The organism is Pseudomonas sp. BTN1 (assembly GCF_001907715.1).
GTDB lineage: Bacteria > Pseudomonadota > Gammaproteobacteria > Pseudomonadales > Pseudomonadaceae > Aquipseudomonas > Aquipseudomonas paracarnis.
The window spans coordinates 64773-80442 of record NZ_MPBM01000025.1 but is presented as its reverse complement, the minus strand read 5'-3'; the positions used below and the strand labels follow the sequence as shown (position 1 = coordinate 80442).

General features: G+C 60.3%; 14 protein-coding genes and 1 riboswitch. Of the genes, 6 read left to right on the top strand and 8 right to left on the bottom strand.

All coding sequences use genetic code 11. The features are described from left to right. Positions 1–22 precede the first annotated feature (22 nt). From BMH52_RS11900 to ahcY, 5 genes are all read right to left on the bottom strand, one after another. The gene (locus tag BMH52_RS11900) at positions 23–1906 is read right to left on the bottom strand and encodes a DEAD/DEAH box helicase (protein ID WP_072435387.1); all 1884 of its coding nucleotides are present in this window, start codon (positions 1904–1906) and stop codon (positions 23–25) included. A gap of 222 nt (positions 1907–2128) precedes the next feature. Further along, entirely contained in the window at positions 2129–2932 is an 804-nt protein-coding gene (locus BMH52_RS11895) for an ABC transporter substrate-binding protein (protein ID WP_073843806.1), read from the bottom strand. A 63-nt stretch (positions 2933–2995) separates the two neighbouring features. Then, the gene (locus tag BMH52_RS11890; protein ID WP_019817436.1) at positions 2996–4078 is read right to left on the bottom strand and encodes a hypothetical protein; all 1083 of its coding nucleotides are present in this window, start codon (positions 4076–4078) and stop codon (positions 2996–2998) included. A 79-nt stretch (positions 4079–4157) separates the two neighbouring features. Further along, positions 4158–5003 (bottom strand): methylenetetrahydrofolate reductase [NAD(P)H], encoded by an 846-nt coding sequence (metF, locus tag BMH52_RS11885; RefSeq protein WP_014720294.1) that lies wholly within the window; start codon positions 5001–5003, stop codon positions 4158–4160. 178 nt (positions 5004–5181) lie between these two features. After that, positions 5182–6591: an adenosylhomocysteinase gene (ahcY, locus tag BMH52_RS11880; protein ID WP_073843804.1), complete on the bottom strand. Its 1410-nt coding sequence runs from the start codon at positions 6589–6591 to the stop codon at positions 5182–5184. Between the two features lie 21 nt (positions 6592–6612). Further along, positions 6613–6719: riboswitch (S-adenosyl-L-homocysteine riboswitch) on the bottom strand. 199 nt (positions 6720–6918) lie between these two features. Between ahcY and BMH52_RS11875 the strand changes: the two genes are divergently transcribed. From BMH52_RS11875 to BMH52_RS11865, 3 genes are all read left to right on the top strand, one after another. Further along, a complete protein-coding gene (locus BMH52_RS11875; protein ID WP_003194988.1) occupies positions 6919–7323 on the top strand; it encodes an acyl-CoA thioesterase in 405 nt (134 codons plus the stop codon). Between the two features lie 100 nt (positions 7324–7423). Then, a complete protein-coding gene (locus tag BMH52_RS11870) occupies positions 7424–9343 on the top strand; it encodes a patatin-like phospholipase family protein (protein ID WP_073843802.1) in 1920 nt (639 codons plus the stop codon). Between the two features lie 71 nt (positions 9344–9414). Beyond that, a complete protein-coding gene (locus tag BMH52_RS11865; protein ID WP_073843800.1) occupies positions 9415–10305 on the top strand; it encodes a formate/nitrite transporter family protein in 891 nt (296 codons plus the stop codon). 19 nt (positions 10306–10324) lie between these two features. Here BMH52_RS11865 and BMH52_RS11860 read toward each other — a convergent pair whose 3' ends face one another. Further along, complete coding sequence (locus BMH52_RS11860) at positions 10325–11614, bottom strand: cation:dicarboxylate symporter family transporter (protein WP_231125692.1); 1290 nt, start codon at positions 11612–11614, stop codon at positions 10325–10327. Between the two features lie 34 nt (positions 11615–11648). After that, positions 11649–12062: a VOC family protein gene (locus BMH52_RS11855; protein WP_073843798.1), complete on the bottom strand. Its 414-nt coding sequence runs from the start codon at positions 12060–12062 to the stop codon at positions 11649–11651. Between the two features lie 92 nt (positions 12063–12154). Between BMH52_RS11855 and BMH52_RS11850 the strand changes: the two genes are divergently transcribed. Then, a complete protein-coding gene (locus BMH52_RS11850) occupies positions 12155–13030 on the top strand; it encodes a LysR substrate-binding domain-containing protein (protein WP_072435392.1) in 876 nt (291 codons plus the stop codon). On the opposite strand, the gene BMH52_RS11845 is transcribed toward BMH52_RS11850, so the two are convergent. After that, positions 13014–14249, bottom strand: coding sequence for a sodium:proton antiporter (locus BMH52_RS11845; RefSeq protein WP_014720288.1), 1236 nt, complete (start codon positions 14247–14249; stop codon positions 13014–13016). The two genes, BMH52_RS11850 and BMH52_RS11845, sit on opposite strands and share 17 nt — an antisense overlap. A gap of 103 nt (positions 14250–14352) precedes the next feature. Here BMH52_RS11845 and BMH52_RS11840 point away from each other — a divergent pair, with 103 nt between their 5' ends. Then, positions 14353–15186, top strand: coding sequence for an EamA family transporter (locus BMH52_RS11840; RefSeq protein WP_072435393.1), 834 nt, complete (start codon positions 14353–14355; stop codon positions 15184–15186). Between the two features lie 29 nt (positions 15187–15215). Next, positions 15216–15602, top strand: coding sequence for an MAPEG family protein (locus tag BMH52_RS11835; protein WP_014720286.1), 387 nt, complete (start codon positions 15216–15218; stop codon positions 15600–15602). Positions 15603–15670 lie beyond the last annotated feature (68 nt).

Genomic DNA, 15670 nt, shown 5'->3' with positions numbered 1-15670 from the left:
TATCTCACGATACGGGTTTTTTTTATGCTTCGCGGTTGCGAGTCAGCAGCGCTGGTTTCTCACCACGAGGGCGGCCTGGCAGTTGATCCAACTGCTCAGGTGTCGGGAAGCGATCCGCTTTCGACTCCTTGTGGATGATCTTCGGCGCCGGGCCACCCCGTGGGTTTTGTACTGCAGGCTCGGACGAGCGAGGCTGATCGTCACGGGCAGGGCGGCGGTTGTTGCTGCGTGAATCTTCGCGACGGGCCTGGCCGTCACGCGGTGCGCCATTACGCGGGCCGCTGCGCTTGGCAGGCGGGGTGCCAGTGGTGCCGCCGCTGCTGTTGCGCGGGGCGTTCTGGCGACCGCCCTGTGGCTGGCCGCTACGTGGAGCGCCTGCGCCCTGGGCAGGAGCCCCTGGACGACGGCCACGGCCCTGGGCCGGTTTGGCCTGGGGCACGTAGTCGACGCGGTTACCGAAGTTATCGATATCGTCGTCAAGGAACTCGTCCGGGGCGCGGTCGGCCGCGGCGCGTGGTGGCTGGCTCGGCTGGCGCTGTTCGCGGGCCGGGGTGCCTTCACGGGGCTTCTGCTCACGGGCCGGGCGTTCGCCACGGCTGCTGCTCGCGGATTTTTCCTTGCCCTTGTCCTTGCCTTTGTCGCGACGACCACCGCCACCACCGCCGCCGTTCGGGCCATCGCCCTTCGGACCACGTGGGTTGCGCGGGTTGCGCACGTCTGGACGCTCGCGCGCTTCTGGCTTCTCGGCCTCCACGGCGCTGGCATCAAAGCCCATCAGGTCGCCATCGGCGATTTTCTGCTTGGTCATGCGTTCGATGCTTTTCAGCAGCTTTTCTTCATCCGGCGCGACCAACGAAATGGCCTCGCCCGAACGACCGGCACGGCCGGTACGGCCGATACGGTGCACATAGTCTTCATCGACGTTTGGCAGCTCGAAGTTGACCACGTGTGGCAACTGGTCGATATCCAGGCCGCGTGCGGCGATATCGGTGGCCACCAGGATACGCACGCTGCCGGCCTTGAAGTCGGCCAGGGCTTTGGTGCGTGCGTTCTGGCTCTTGTTGCCGTGGATGGCGACGGCGGTGAGGCCGTGCTTGTCCAGGTACTCTGCCAGGCGGTTGGCGCCGTGCTTGGTACGGGTGAACACCAGCACCTGTTCCCACGCGCCGTGGGTGATCAGGTGCGCCAGCAGCGAGCGCTTGTGGCTGGCGGCCAGGCGGAACACGCGTTGCTCGATACGCTCGACCGTGGTGTTCGGCGGCGTGACTTCGATGCGTTCCGGGTTATGCAGCAGCTTGCCGGCCAGGGCGGTGATGTCCTGGGAGAACGTTGCCGAGAACAGCAGGTTCTGCCGTTTGGCTGGTAGGCGGGCGAGGACTTTTTTCACGTCATGGACAAAGCCCATGTCGAGCATGCGGTCGGCCTCGTCCAGCACGAGGATTTCCACGTGGGACAAATCGACGCTGCCTTGGCCGCACAGGTCGAGCAAGCGACCCGGGCAGGCTACCAGCACGTCGACACCACGGGACATGGCCTGAACCTGTGGGTTCATGCCGACGCCGCCGAAGATACAGGCGCTGACGAACTTCAAGTCGCGGGCATACAGCTTGAAGCTGTCGTGCACTTGGGCTGCGAGTTCGCGGGTTGGGGTCAGGACCAGTACCCGCGGTTGGCGCGGGCCGTGACGTTGGGATTTGTCCGGGTGACCGTTGGGAAACAACCGCTCCAGGATCGGGAGGGCGAAACCGCCGGTTTTACCAGTACCTGTCTGAGCCGCAACCATCAGGTCGCGACCTTGCAACACGGCGGGAATGGCCCGCTGTTGCACCGGAGTAGGCTCGGTATAGCCCGCTGCCTCGATGGCGCGGACTAAAGCCTCGGAGAGACCGAGGGAAGCAAAGGACATGAGTAATCCTGTTTTAGTTAGGGCTTGGCCCAAAGGGATAATCTTGCCGGGCGTGAATGGCGCTTAGGGGAGCGCAACCCCGTCCGGTCCTGCTGTGTCTGGCGGGCACTCCATCGGCTCGCGCGGGCTGCAAAGCTGCGCAGTAGCTGGGTTGGGTGCCGTTTTCAAGACCCGAGCGGCCGGGCGTAAGCCTGGCGGAAAGGCCGCAGTATAACAGAGCAATCACCGCGCGCTGCTTTCCTGCTGCTCAACGGCGTGTTCGGGGGCTGGTATGGGGGCTGTTTGCTCGTGCATCCGCCCATATTTGGCGCTCAATGTGGCATAGGCGGGCTCTTGCTTGAAGCGCTTGAGCTCGGCGGCAAAGCGTTGCACCAGCAGGTCCATGCCTGCGCCACGGCGTACCGCAAGGAATTGCTGCTGGCGGCTGACCACCACCGACGCCTGGCTGACTTTACCTTCCAGGCCCAGCGCCTTGATCACGTGGTGCCCCACGCGCCGGTCAGTCACCACCATATCGACGCGCCCCAGCATGAGTTTGCCAAAGTTGGCTTCATGGCTGGGGGCGGGTTCGCGCTGGAAGGTGTCGGCCTCACTGAACGCGTCGCCATAAAGGTAACCAGGTGAAACGCCAACCGTCAGGCCGCGCAGGTCGTCGAGCGTGGCGGCGGGGTGAGGGCGTTCGTTGGCATAGAACAAAACGAATTCGACTTCCGACAACGGCTCGCTGGGATAGAGCAGCAACGCGTCGCGCTCCTGGCTGTGAAAGATATCCAGCGCGCCGTCGGCGTGGCCCTGGTCGAGCATCGCCAGGCAGCGCTTCCAGGGCAGGAACTGCCATTGCACCTCCACCCCCAGGCGCTGGAACACGATCAGGGTGGTTTCATAATCCAGGCCGGCCATGGTGCCGTTGTCTTCGTAGACATAGGGCGCCCAGGGTTCGGTGACAATGCGCAGTTTCTCGCCATGAGCGGCCAGGCTCAGGCAAGAAAAAAACACAGCGGTCAACAGCTTGAAGAGGACGGGCATAGCCTGAGGTTACGACGCTCCCCGAAGAAAGAGAAGCTCTGGCACGCGCATTGGCGGGCGGTCTTACTTCGCGGGAGCGTTCAGCAGGTGTTCGTGGATCGCGGCGCGGCGCTCGCCCAGAATCAGGCGCACCAGGGGGTTGGCAAACCAGTGTTCCAACTGGTGTGCATCAAGCGGGCGCTTCTGGCGTTCTTCCTGGTTTTGTCGGGCTTTGTCCCACCAGACCGGACCGCAGGCCTGGTCGAACTCGTTTTCGTGTTCGTAGCAGCCGTAAAGGATTTCGCGGATGAATTGTTGCTGGTGCTTGGGCAGCAGCAGGGTGATCAGCTTGTACATCAAGCGCTGCAAACGCGGCGGGCGCGGCAGGTGCGAGGAGACCTGACGCGTATCGGCCAGGGCCTGCGCACTGGTGGGGGCGCTCGCGTGCTTGGCGATCCACGCCTTGACCTTGGCCCGGAACAGCTGTTTGCGGCTCCAGTAATGGTGGATCAGGTCCGGGCACTCGCGCACCTTTACGGTACGGTAGGCGGCGATCGACAGGCAGAACTCTTCCAGGGTGTAGGCGCCTTGGGCATGGGGGAACAGTTCATCCATCAACTCGATGGAGCGGTCGAGGATGTGCGCATCCTGTTGGGTCAGGCCCATGACGCCGGAGTTGAGAGTCATCATGTCATCGTCGGCCACGCCCATGTCCAGCAGGCGCTGACGCAGGGCGGTGTAGAGGATGCTTTCGTGGTTGTCGCCGTACTTGGTGTAAAAGGCGTTGCACAGCAGGGTGCCGGGCTCTACGCGTTCGAACAGGGCCATGGGCGAATGATGGAAGAAGGTGTCAGTGTCGATCAGCAGCGCCACGGGGGATTCTTGCAGGACTTGGCGCAGCACCACGTGCTTGGTGCGAAAGTGATAACCGTGGGGCTCGCTCCAGCGTTTGCGGGTGGCTTCGTCCAGTGGGCGCACGCGCACCGGCAGCAAGCGATAGGGCTCGGGGTTGTCGCTGAATACCTGGATGTCGATGTTCGCATCCGGTGTGTCCTGCAGGAACGCCAGTGCGCTGGCGATGCTGAATACCGCTTCCTGATGGTAGGTGTCGGCGCCGAAGACCAGGTAAACCAGTTGCGGGCGGGACGTCGGGGGCACTGTATTCATGGACTGCGGGGTTCCGTGGGTAACGTAAAACGACAAAGGCCCTCGTCAGAACGAGGGCCTTGGCACAACTGGGCAAGCGTTAACGTGGCAGCTTGAGGTTGTTCCAGATGGCAAGGCTGGGTTCAGCCTGGTTCAGGGTATAGAAATGCAACCCTGGTGCACCACCTTGCAACAATTGCTCACACATCTCGGTGATAACCTGCTCGCCGAACGCCTGGATGCTTTTGACGTCATCGCCATAGGCTTCCAGTTGCTTGCGCACCCAGCGTGGGATCTCGGCGCCGCAGGCGTCGGAGAAGCGCGCCAACTTGCTGTAATTGGTGATCGGCATGATGCCCGGCACGATTGGGATGTTCACGCCCATCGCCCGTACTCGCTCGACAAAGTAGAAGTAGCTGTCGGCGTTGAAGAAATACTGGGTGATTGCGCTGTCGGCACCGGCATTGGCCTTGCGCACGAAATTCTGCAAATCGTCTTCGAAATTGCGCGCCTGGGGGTGCATCTCCGGGTAAGCGGCTACTTCGACATGGAAGTGATCGCCACTTTCTTCGCGGATGAAGCTCACCAGGTCGTTGGCGTAGCGCAGCTCACCGCTGGCCATGCCCATACCCGATGGCAGGTCGCCACGCAGGGCAACGATGCGCTTGATGCCGGCGGCTTTGTATTGGGTCAGCAGGCTACGCAGGTCGGCCTTGCTGTCGCCCACGCAGGACAAATGCGGAGCGGCGGGAACTTTGACTTCACTTTCCAGCTGCAACACGGTGTTGATCGTGCGATCACGGGTCGAACCGCCAGCGCCGTAGGTGCAGGAGAAGAAGTCAGGGTTGAAGCTGGCCAACTGCTTGGCAGTGGCCATCAGTTTTTCATGCCCAGCATCGGTCTTGGTCGGGAAGAACTCGAAGCTGTAGCGACGGTCTTGGGACATGGTAATACCCTTGGAAACTCGAAAGCCTGGAAGGCATACGCAATCGATGCGGGTGCCTGGCTTTCTGTGGGAGCTGGCTTGCCTGCGATAGCATCAGCTCGGTGTTACTGGAACACCGCGGCGTCTGCATCGCGGGCAAGCCCGGCTCCCACAGAAGAGCCGGCGCCAGCAAGGCCGATCAGTAGCGGTAAGCGTGCGGCTTGAACGGACCTTCAACCGTCACGCCGATGTAGTCGGCCTGGGTCTTGGTCAGTTGAGTCACGACGCCGCCGAAGCCGCGGACCATTTCCAGGGCCACTTCTTCGTCGAGTTTCTTGGGCAGTACTTCCACGGTCAGGCGCTCGGCTTTCTGGGCGGGCGACAGGTCGGCGTACTTCTGTTCGAACAGGAAGATCTGCGCCAGCACCTGGTTGGCGAACGAGCCATCCATGATGCGGCTTGGGTGACCAGTGGCGTTGCCCAGGTTCACCAGGCGGCCTTCGGCCAGCAGGATCAGGTAGTCGTCGTTCTGTGGGTTGAAATCACCAGCGCCGGTACGGTGAACCTTGTGTACCTGCGGCTTCACTTCTTCCCATGCCCAGTTCTTGCGCATGAAAGCTGTGTCGATTTCATTGTCGAAGTGACCGATGTTGCAGACAACGGCGCGCTTCTTCAGGGCCTTGAGCATGTTCGCATCGCACACATTCACGTTACCGGTGGTGGTGACGATCAGGTCGATCTTGCCCAGCAGGGCTGCGTCGATGCAGGCGGAGGTGCCGTCGTTCTGGCCGTTGATGAACGGCGAAACCACTTCGAAACCGTCCATGCAGGCTTGCATGGCGCAGATCGGGTCAACTTCGGAGACCTTGACGATCATGCCTTCCTGACGCAGGGACTGGGACGAACCCTTGCCCACGTCACCGTAGCCGATCACCAGGGCTTGCTTGCCCGACAGCAGGTGGTCGGTGCCGCGCTTGATCGCATCGTTCAGGCTGTGACGGCAGCCGTACTTGTTGTCGTTCTTGCTCTTGGTCACCGAGTCGTTGACGTTGATGGCCGGGATTTTCAGCTCGCCCTTGGCCAGCATGTCCAGCAGGCGGTGTACGCCGGTGGTGGTCTCTTCGGTCACGCCGTGGACGCGGTCGAGGATCTGCGGGTATTTCTTGTGCAGCAACTCGGTGAGGTCGCCGCCGTCGTCAAGGATCATGTTGGCATCCCAAGGCGCGCCATCTTTGAGGATGGTTTGCTCCAGGCACCACTCGTACTCTTCTTCAGTCTCGCCTTTCCAGGCGAATACCGGGATACCGGCAGCAGCGATAGCGGCAGCGGCCTGGTCCTGAGTCGAGAAGATGTTGCACGACGACCAACGCACTTCGGCACCCAGGGCAACCAGGGTTTCGATCAGCACGGCAGTCTGGATGGTCATGTGGATGCAGCCGAGAATCTTGGCGCCCTTGAGCGGCTGCTCAGCGGCGTACTTGCGACGCAGGCCCATCAGGGCCGGCATTTCGGATTCGGCGATAAAGGTTTCGCGACGGCCCCAGGCAGCGAGGGACATATCGGCGACTTTGTAGTCATTGAAATCAGCAGGCGTCATTACAGCGCTCATAGAGAGCCTCCATTCGTAGTGTGCGAATGGGCGCCGTTGTGCGTTTAGTATCAGGCCAAGGCAACCAGGCCGGACAACGCCCCATCCGAGCCTGACAGGTTTAACCTGCTGCAGCGCCCCTCGGACAGGTGGCGGGAGAACGGTATCAATCGAAGATGACCGTTTTGAAACGGAGGCGATTATAGCCGTGTATGTGGCACTTCCCAAGCCTTTCTGTCGGTGGCAATGAAGATCGCGCATGGGGTTGATAGGCAATGGCTCATAGAGCTTGGGCCTGGGCTCTGCCATGATGTTGCCCATCATTTCGCAAGACGCTTTGGAGTGACCATGAACTTCCACACCCGCAAATGGGTAAAACCCGAAGACCTCAACCCCAACGGCACTCTGTTCGGCGGTAGCTTGCTGCGCTGGATCGACGAAGAAGCGGCCATCTACGCGATTGTCCAGCTCGGCAACCAGCGCGTGGTCACCAAGTACATCTCGGAAATCAACTTTGTCAGCGCTTCACGCCAGGGCGACATCATCGAACTGGGCATCACTGCCACCGAGTTCGGCCGCACCTCCATCACCCTGACCTGTGAAGTGCGCAACAAGATCACGCGCAAAAGCATCCTGACCGTGGAAAAAATGGTCTTCGTCAACCTGGGCGAAGACGGTTTGCCGGCGCCCCATGGCCGTACCGAAATCAAGTATGTGAAGGACCAGTTCAAGGACGACAGTCTTCCCGAGTAACAACTGCACGGCGTGATTTGCGTTACCAAATCATTTCACATGGATCTATCCGAGGCTCTCTCATCACTCAGGCCTACACCCTGTAGAGAGAGCCTCGTGTATGAAAGTCTCCAGTTCTGTTGTAGAAAACCAGCCCCCTCTGCCTCGAACCACCGACCAGGATGTAAAGACGCCTCTGGTCAAAGGTGTGGGCGAGCGCAACCTGAGTATTTATCGTCACAGCGATGGACGTGTGGAGGTGGTGCTGTCACCGCCGCCGCCTGCTCACTTGGTGCTCAGTGGCGGTGGCGCCAAGGGCATCGCCTTTCCAGGCATGGTGCAGGCGCTTGAAGAGGCCGACAAACTCAAAGGCGTCAAAGTGGTTTCCGGCTCTTCTGCCGGCGCGATTTCCGCAGCGCTGCTCGCCAGCGGCATGGATGCCAAGGCCTTTACGCAACTGTCGAATAACCTTGACCTGCCCAGCTTGCTCAACAGCAAAGACCCGGTCATGTCTTGGTTGCAGGACGCCAGTTCCAAGCTCGGCAAGCTCGCCGGCAGTTTGCCTGGGCCGGCCGGTAACATCTCTCAACTGTTGCTGACGCTGTTGCCGCGTCTGCAAACCGAGGGGCAGCCTTTGGAGGACTTGATTCGTAACGAGTCACGTAAGTCTGTTCTCGCTCATATCGCGGGCATGCCAGCGGCAAACCGACCGCCCGAGGTCACGGAAATTGCCGACCGGCTAAGCGCTGGCGGAGGGCCGACGTTTCGCGACTTGGAAATTTTGAGCCGGCATATTCCGGCGATCAAGCAACTGAACATCACCGGCACGGGCATGTTCGATGGTCGCCCGCAGTTGGTGACATTCAATGCCAGCCTCACACCGGATATGGATATCGCCCGCGCCGCGCTTATTTCGGGGGCGCTGCCTGGGTTGTTCAAGAGCCCTTCCGAACAGGGCCACGGGTTTCAGGCTGCTTCAGAGGTCACGGCGTTTCAGGACGGTGGTTTGCTCCTCAATACCCCGGCGCCAGGCATTATTGAGCGTTCTTTCCCGGAAAGCCCCCTGGGCAAGGACGAAGCCCTGATCGTCAAGTTCGAGTCTGACAAACCATCAGCCCCCCCAAAAAGCGGAGGTTTTTTCAGCTCCCTGGTCGACACGATCACCGGCACGCCACACACCGCGGCTGAAAGCTATCAGGATGACCGGCTCAAAACGTATTCGGAGCAAACGGTAACGCTGCCACTGAACTCGGGCAAAGGCGACTTTCGCGGCCTGCTCAATGGCACCGTCAACTTCACCATGACCCCTGAGCAGAAACAGCATTTGCAGTCCCAGGCCCGCCAGGCGGTGTCAGGGCATCTGCAAAAACGTGAGCTGGAGCGTGAGCGTCATGAATTCCCCTCGATGAACGACGCCGTGATGGCTATGGATGATCAAATGCTCGCCAGCGTGCAGGTTGATCTGCAAAAGGACCCGGCCGGCGCCGAGGCGTTGCGCTTTCGCAAAGACACACAGCAGGCGTTACAGGCGTTGGACACTGCGATTGCCGAGGCGAATCAAACCAGCACGTCGCTGGTGATCACGCCGAAATTAGCCTCGGCGCTGCGCAATCTGGATGCGCTCGCCCGTAGGCCCGAGGATATCGAGTGGCTGGGCAAGCGCCTGAATGCGCCAGGCCAGCGTAATTTCCAGCAACTGCTGCAGGTGGGCACCAAGCAGGCGTCGAGCAATGGCTCAGGCCTGTCCAAAGTGTTGACCAGCGCCGTCGCGGAAATGCAAAAACGCGATATCGGCGTGAAGGCAGAGAATTTTATCCGCGAAGTCATTTACCCCTCGCTATACCGTCCTGGCCAACCGGCTGCCAACGTTGAGTTATTGCAACGTGCGGTGCGGGATTTGGGCGAGGCGACGACGCCAGCGGAGTTCAACCGTGTGCTTGATGGCATCGTCAAACATTACCGGGCGCGCAATAAACCCTGGAGTAAACCCTTCAGCTCTACCACCGTGGAGCAGGCCAAGGCCTGGCGTATTCCGGTTTAGTTGCAGTGCTACTGAACAGCCATCGTCGCGGCGTGTCGTAGCTACAGGCACCCCTTGGACTCTGGTACATCATGGCCACTCAAGCAGACGGCAAGACCCCCAATCTGTCGCAGGAAGAGCAGCAGAACGTTGACGAGAACCAGCCGCCTCGCGCGGCTGTATTACACGAAATTATCCGCACCCAAGGCGATCAGGAGCTAGAGCGCAGTGTGGCAGCGTTGTGGTGGTCGGCGCTGGCCGCCGGCCTGACCATGGGCTTGTCGCTGATGGGTATGGGCCTGCTCAATTCGCGCCTGCCGGACGGTGATGAATTCAAGGTCATTGCCAGCTTTGGCTATTGCGCAGGCTTTCTCGCGGTGATTCTTGCTCGTCAGCAGTTGTTTACCGAAAACACCCTGACCGCCGTGCTGCCGGTGATGAGCAAACCGACCCTGGCCAACGCCGGGCGCTTGTTACGGCTGTGGACGGTGGTGCTGGTGGGCAACCTGTGTGGCACCTTGCTGGTGGCCTACGTGATGCTGCACCTGCCGATCTTCGATACCAAGACCGACCTGGCCTTCCTCGAGATCGGTCGCAAGGTCATGGAGAACGCCCCCGCGCAGATGTTCGCCAAGGGCATCGTCTCCGGTTGGATGATAGCCACCATGGTCTGGATGATTCCGTCGATGGAGAGCGCCAAGCTGTGGATTATCATCCTGATCACCTACTTCATGGCACTGGGCGACTTCACCCATATCGTCGTCGGTTCAGCGGAAGTGTCCTACCTGGTGTTTGCCGGCGAGTTGCCGTGGAAGGATTTCTGGCTGGTCTTCGCCGGACCGACTCTGGCCGGCAACATCATCGGCGGTAGCTTCATCTTTGCGTTGATCAGCCATGCGCAGGTTCGCAGCGAGGCGTCCGTGCCTGCTGTTGCTCAATCTCACACACAGGCGAAGCCCCGTCAGGATAAGGGCAAAGTGTGACATTACCCTGGCTGACGCGTCAGGCCTTGAAGGGCACGCTGGGAGGTTCGCAGGCCAGCGTGCTGTCGGGTGCCTTGAGCTGACCTTCCCAGCGAGCAATTACCAGCGGGGCCAATGCGTTGCCCAGTACATTCAGGGCTGTGACGGGCATATCCATCAGCCGATAGATGCCCGCGATGATTGCCACACCCTCCACGGGAAGCCCGGCCGCGGTCAACGTCGCGGTCAGGATGATAAACATGAAGCCTGGCACGCCCGCCGCGCCCTTTGATGTCAGCACCATGATCAAGACCAGCATGCCTTGATCCGCCAGGCTCAAGTCGATGCCATACGCTTGGGCGATGAACAGCGTGCCGAGTGCGGCAAACAGCGATGCACCATCCAGATTGAACGAGTACCCCAGTGGGATCACCATGCTGGTAATGGGCCGTGGCGCGCCATAGCGCTCCATCTTCTCGATCAGTTGAGGCATGACCGTCGCCGAGGCGGCACTGCTGAAGGCCAGCAGCAGTTCACTGCGTATTTCCCGCACCAGGTGAAAAAAGCCGACGCCGGCCAAGCGTGCCACTGCACCCAATACACACAGGGCAAATAAGAGCACCGCGACATAGGTCGTGCCGATCAGTTTGGCCAGCGGCAACAACGCACTGAGGCCAAAGCTGGCGACGGTGACCGCGATCAGGCCGAAAATACCTATCGGCGAGTAATGCATGACCAGGTGGGTGACTTTGAACATGGTGTCGGAGACGCTTTGCATCACGCTGATCAAGGGCGCTTTGCGCTCCTCGGGCAACAACGACAAGGCACAACCGAACAGGATCGCGAAGAACAGCACCGACAGCAGTTTGCCCTGTGACATGGCCAGGACGATGTTATCCGGCACGATCGCCAGCAGTACCTGGCCCAGGTTCTGTGGGGTGCCACTGGAGGCCAGTCCCGTCGCCGGTGCCTGCAGCGTGCTGCCGAATTCGGCGCCCGAGCCGGGCTGCACCACATTGCCAACCAACAGCCCGAAGACGATGGCAATGCTGGTGATGGTGAAGAAGTACACGAAGGTCTTCAGGCCGACGCGACCCAGGGCAGACGGGTTGCCCATGCCGGCGATGCCGACGGTCATGCAGGCAAATACCAGGGGAACGACGATCATCTTCATCAGCTTGATAAACAGGTCGCCAGCCGGTTGCAGCAGATTGTCGATGAACCAGGTTTTTTGCTCGGGAAATTGATTGAGCAGGAGGCCGACGATTATCCCGGCAGCCAGGCCGATCATGATGCGAGTGATAAGACTGGTGGGTTTTCTAGTGGTCATGGGGGTGTCCCTTATTGTTGTGATTGTCAGGGATTTACTGGGCGAACAACCCTTCGAAGTGCTTGAACCCTTTCACTTCGATGGGGTTACCGCTGGGGTCGAGAAAAAACATCGTGCGCTGCTCGCCAGGTTCGCCGGCAAAGCGGGTCACGGGTGGAATCTCGAAGCGCGTGCCCAGGCGGGTGAGGCGCTCGGCAAGCGTCAGCCACTCATCAAGTGGCAGCACCACGCCCAGGTGTGGCATCAGTACCTGGTGCTCACCGACCAGGCCGGTGCGTGTGGTTGGGAAGGGCGTACCGAGGTGCAGTGAAAGTTGATTGCCGAAAAAGTCGAAGTCGATCCAGGTCTCGCTGTACCGGCCCTCGGTGCAACCCAAAACATCTCGATAAAAAATGCGCGCCTCGTCTAAGTCATAAACATGGTATGCAGCGTGAAAGGGTCTGTTCATGGCTGGTTCTCCAGATGGGGAACTGTCAGGTTAAACAGGCGATGCCGCCAGGGTAAAACGGGTTTGCCTTGGTCTGAGCGAAAGGAAAACTTATGGATGTTCGATTCCTGAGGAGCCTGGTCGCTGTCATTGAAACCGGGTCGATAGCCGCCGCTGCGCGCCGTGAAAATCGTAGTGCCGCGGCGATCAGCCTGCGGGTCAAGGCGCTTGAGCGCACGCTGGGTTGTACGCTGCTCATGCGCACGGCACATGCCGCTTGGCCTTCGGATCAATGCTTGCTGCTCTTGCCCAGAATCCAGGCAGTTATTGAACAGGCGCGCCAGCTGCAGGAGCAGCTGAGCCAGGACGAGTTATCGGGGGAAATTAAAATCGGGGCCATTTCCACGGCGCTGACCGGCGTCTTGCCGGGGGTGATCGAGCGTCTGACAATGTCAGCACCCAAGCTGAGGCTGAAGATCACACCCGGCGACTCCAGAAGCCTTTATGAGAAGTTACTCAACCAGGAGTTGGATGCGGCGATACTGGTACGGCCGCCGTTTCAACCGCCCAAAGCCTTGTCGATGGCCTTGCTGCGTGCCGAACCCTTGATTCTGGTTGCGCCCGCCCAGTGGGGTGCGCAGGCGCTGGCTGCCTTGTTACGTGAACGCCCATTCATCCGCTATGACGCACGCTCCTGGGGCGGTCAGATTGCCCAGCGCTTTCTGGATGAACAGTCCTTCGACCCAGAGGTGCTATGTGAGCTGGATGCGCTGGAAACTATCCTGATGCTGGTCGCCCAAGGGATGGGGGTTTCGCTGGTGCCGCAGTGGGCGGGCATGCCCTCCAACGGCATCAGTGTGTTACCGGCCGGCAACCCGCAGTGCTATGCGCGCGAGCTGGTAGTCATGTACGGCTCGACACCGCGCCGTCCACTGGCGATGCGGCACCTACTTGAAGTGTTGCGCGGCGCGGTTACTGCGGCCCAGTAACGCGGCTGACAACGCGACCGATCGTCAACCCCTGCAACAGGATCGAAGACAGCACCACGATATAGGTGATGCTCAGCAACAAGTCACGCTCAGGGCCCAGGGGCAGGGCCAGGGCCAATGCCACCGAGACGCCGCCGCGCAGGCCGCCCCAGGTGAGGATGCGGATAGTGCCGCGTGGTACCGAGCGCCAACGGCGCAGCAACAGGATCGCCGGGGCCACGGTCAGCAGGCGCGAGAGCAGGATCGCCACCGCCAGCAGGCTGGCCGCGAACACGTGCAGCCAGTTGAATGGCAATAGCAGCAGCTCCATGCCGATCAGCGCAAACAGCAGCGCGTTGAGCATGTCATCGAGCAATTCCCAGAAACCATCCAGGTAGCGACGCGTCATGTCGTTCATCGCCAGCTTGCGTCCCAGGTTACCGATGATCAGCCCCGCGACCACCATCGCAATCGGTGCGGACACATGCAGCTCCGAAGCCATGGCCGAGCCGCCGATCACCAGGGCGAGGGTCAGCATGACTTCGATCTGGTGCTGTTCGATGCTCTTGATCATCAGGTACACGAGGTAGCCGATCAGCCCGCCAAACAGCACGCCGCCAATGGCTTCGTGGGCAAACAGCATGGCCGTGGCGCCCACGGTGGGTGTTTCACCCAACTGCGCGATGCCCAGCAGCACGGTAAACACCACCACGGCGGTGCCGTCATTGAACAGCGACTCGCCGACGATGGTGGTTTTCAGCGGTTTGGAGGCATTGGCGGTCCGCAGCACGCCGAGCACCGCAATGGGGTCGGTGGGGGAAATCAGCGCGCCGAACAGCAAGCAGTAAAGGAAGCTCACGTGCCAGCCAAACAGGGCGAAGATGTAGTACGCCAGGCTGCCGATCACCACGGTGGCGATCAACACGCCAAAGGTTGCCAGCAGGCCGATGGGCCAGCGGTAGCTGCGCAAGTCGTTCAAGTTGACGTGCAAGGCGCCGGCGAACAGCAGGAACGACAGCATCCAGTTCATCAGCAAATCGCCGAAGTCGATCTGGCCGATCAGCTGTTGGACGCGTTCCTCTAAGCCTGGGTAGCCGAGCACGCTCAGGCCTTGCAGGATCAGCGAGAACAGCAGTGCGGTGACCATCACGCCGATGGTGGGCGGCAGGCCGATAAAACGGAAGTTCACATAAGTGAGCAGGGTGGTGAGGCAGATGAAAGCGGCGACAAGTTCAAGCATCCGGGGTCCTTGGAGCAGGGAAATATAGGCGCACGGGGTGCGTCGAATCGGGGTTTAGTATAAACAGGTGCTGTTACATGACGTATCAATTAAGGAGGTTCTGGTGGTAGCGACAGCCCTGGTGCTGGTAGCGGCGCTGTTGCATGCGACGTGGAACACCTTGATCAAGTTCAGTGGCGAGCGCCTTTTAGTCATCGCTTGCATGGACAGTGTGGCGCTGCTGTTCGTGGTATTGGCGGTGGGGTTCGTGTCTTTGCCGCCGCTGGAACTCTGGCCGTGGCTCGTTGGCTCGGCGCTGTTTGAATTGCTCTATCGCTATTTGTTGATCCAGGCCTATCGGGTGGGTGACCTGGGCCTGGTATATCCGTTGATGCGCGGTTTGTCGCCGCTGGTGGTGCTGGTGCTGACCCTGGTGTTTGCCGGCGAAGTGCTGAGTACCCAGCAAATCCTGGGGATTCTGCTGATCCCGTTCGGTATGGTGTGCCTGTTGTGGCAGGGCGGCGGCGGTGACCGGTTGCCCTGGTCGATGCTACCCGTGGTGTTGCTGATCGGCCTGTGCATTGGCTGTTACACCTTTTTGGACGGGCAGGCGTTGCGGCGCTGGTCGCACCCGCTGGATTACCTGGTGTGGTTGACGCTGATCAGCGCCTGGCCGTTTCCGCTGCTGGCGCTGGTGCGCAAGCGTGCAGCCTTCAGCCTGTTCTGGCGCACCCAGTGGCGGTTGGGGTTGAGCGTGGGGTTATGCGTGTTGTTGAGCTACGCTTTGGTACTTTGGGCCATGCAGTTGGGCTCGATTGCCGAAGCCGCCGCGCTGCGCGAAGTCAGTGTGATTCTGGTGGTGCTGTTCGGGATGCGTTACTTGAAAGAACCTTTTGGCCGTCCACGGCTCATAGCCTGTGGGTTGGTGTTGATTGGCATGTTGGTGATGAAACTCTAACCGTCGGATAAAACTAAAAGGAATCGGTGATGACAGTCGCTTTATGGTGTGTGTTGATCGCAATCTTTCTGCCGTACATCTGCACCGGTGTGGCCAAGTTCAGTACAGGCAAGTTCGGGCCACGGGATAACCACGACCCGCGTGCCTTCCTCGAGAGCCTGGAAGGCGTCGCCAAGCGTGCTCATAGCGCGCAACTCAACAGTTTCGAAGTGACCCCGGCGTTTGCCGCCGCAGTCATCATTGCGCACCTGGCCGGCAACGCCGAACTGGTGACGATCAACGTGCTGGCAGTGCTGTTTATCACCAGCCGCCTGCTGTACATCATTTGCTACCTGGCGGACTGGGCGATCTTGCGTTCGCTGGTGTGGGCCGTGGGTATGGCGTTGATTGCGAGTTTCTTCTTCGTCTCGATCTGAGGGATGACGCCGTCGCTATGCGGGAGGGAGCAAGCCCTGCTGTTGATCAATTAAATGTGGGAGCTGGC

Coding starts and splice junctions, on each gene's coding strand:
- BMH52_RS11900 (WP_072435387.1), bottom strand. CDS start 1,906: ATGTCCTTTGCTTCCCTCGGTCTCTCCGAGGCTTTAGTCCGCGCCATC.
- BMH52_RS11895 (WP_073843806.1), bottom strand. CDS start 2,932: ATGCCCGTCCTCTTCAAGCTGTTGACCGCTGTGTTTTTTTCTTGCCTG.
- BMH52_RS11890 (WP_019817436.1), bottom strand. CDS start 4,078: ATGAATACAGTGCCCCCGACGTCCCGCCCGCAACTGGTTTACCTGGTC.
- metF (WP_014720294.1), bottom strand. CDS start 5,003: ATGTCCCAAGACCGTCGCTACAGCTTCGAGTTCTTCCCGACCAAGACC.
- ahcY (WP_073843804.1), bottom strand. CDS start 6,591: ATGAGCGCTGTAATGACGCCTGCTGATTTCAATGACTACAAAGTCGCC.
- BMH52_RS11875 (WP_003194988.1), top strand. CDS start 6,919: ATGAACTTCCACACCCGCAAATGGGTAAAACCCGAAGACCTCAACCCC.
- BMH52_RS11870 (WP_073843802.1), top strand. CDS start 7,424: ATGAAAGTCTCCAGTTCTGTTGTAGAAAACCAGCCCCCTCTGCCTCGA.
- BMH52_RS11865 (WP_073843800.1), top strand. CDS start 9,415: ATGGCCACTCAAGCAGACGGCAAGACCCCCAATCTGTCGCAGGAAGAG.
- BMH52_RS11860 (WP_231125692.1), bottom strand. CDS start 11,614: ATGACCACTAGAAAACCCACCAGTCTTATCACTCGCATCATGATCGGC.
- BMH52_RS11855 (WP_073843798.1), bottom strand. CDS start 12,062: ATGAACAGACCCTTTCACGCTGCATACCATGTTTATGACTTAGACGAG.
- BMH52_RS11850 (WP_072435392.1), top strand. CDS start 12,155: ATGGATGTTCGATTCCTGAGGAGCCTGGTCGCTGTCATTGAAACCGGG.
- BMH52_RS11845 (WP_014720288.1), bottom strand. CDS start 14,249: ATGCTTGAACTTGTCGCCGCTTTCATCTGCCTCACCACCCTGCTCACT.
- BMH52_RS11835 (WP_014720286.1), top strand. CDS start 15,216: ATGACAGTCGCTTTATGGTGTGTGTTGATCGCAATCTTTCTGCCGTAC.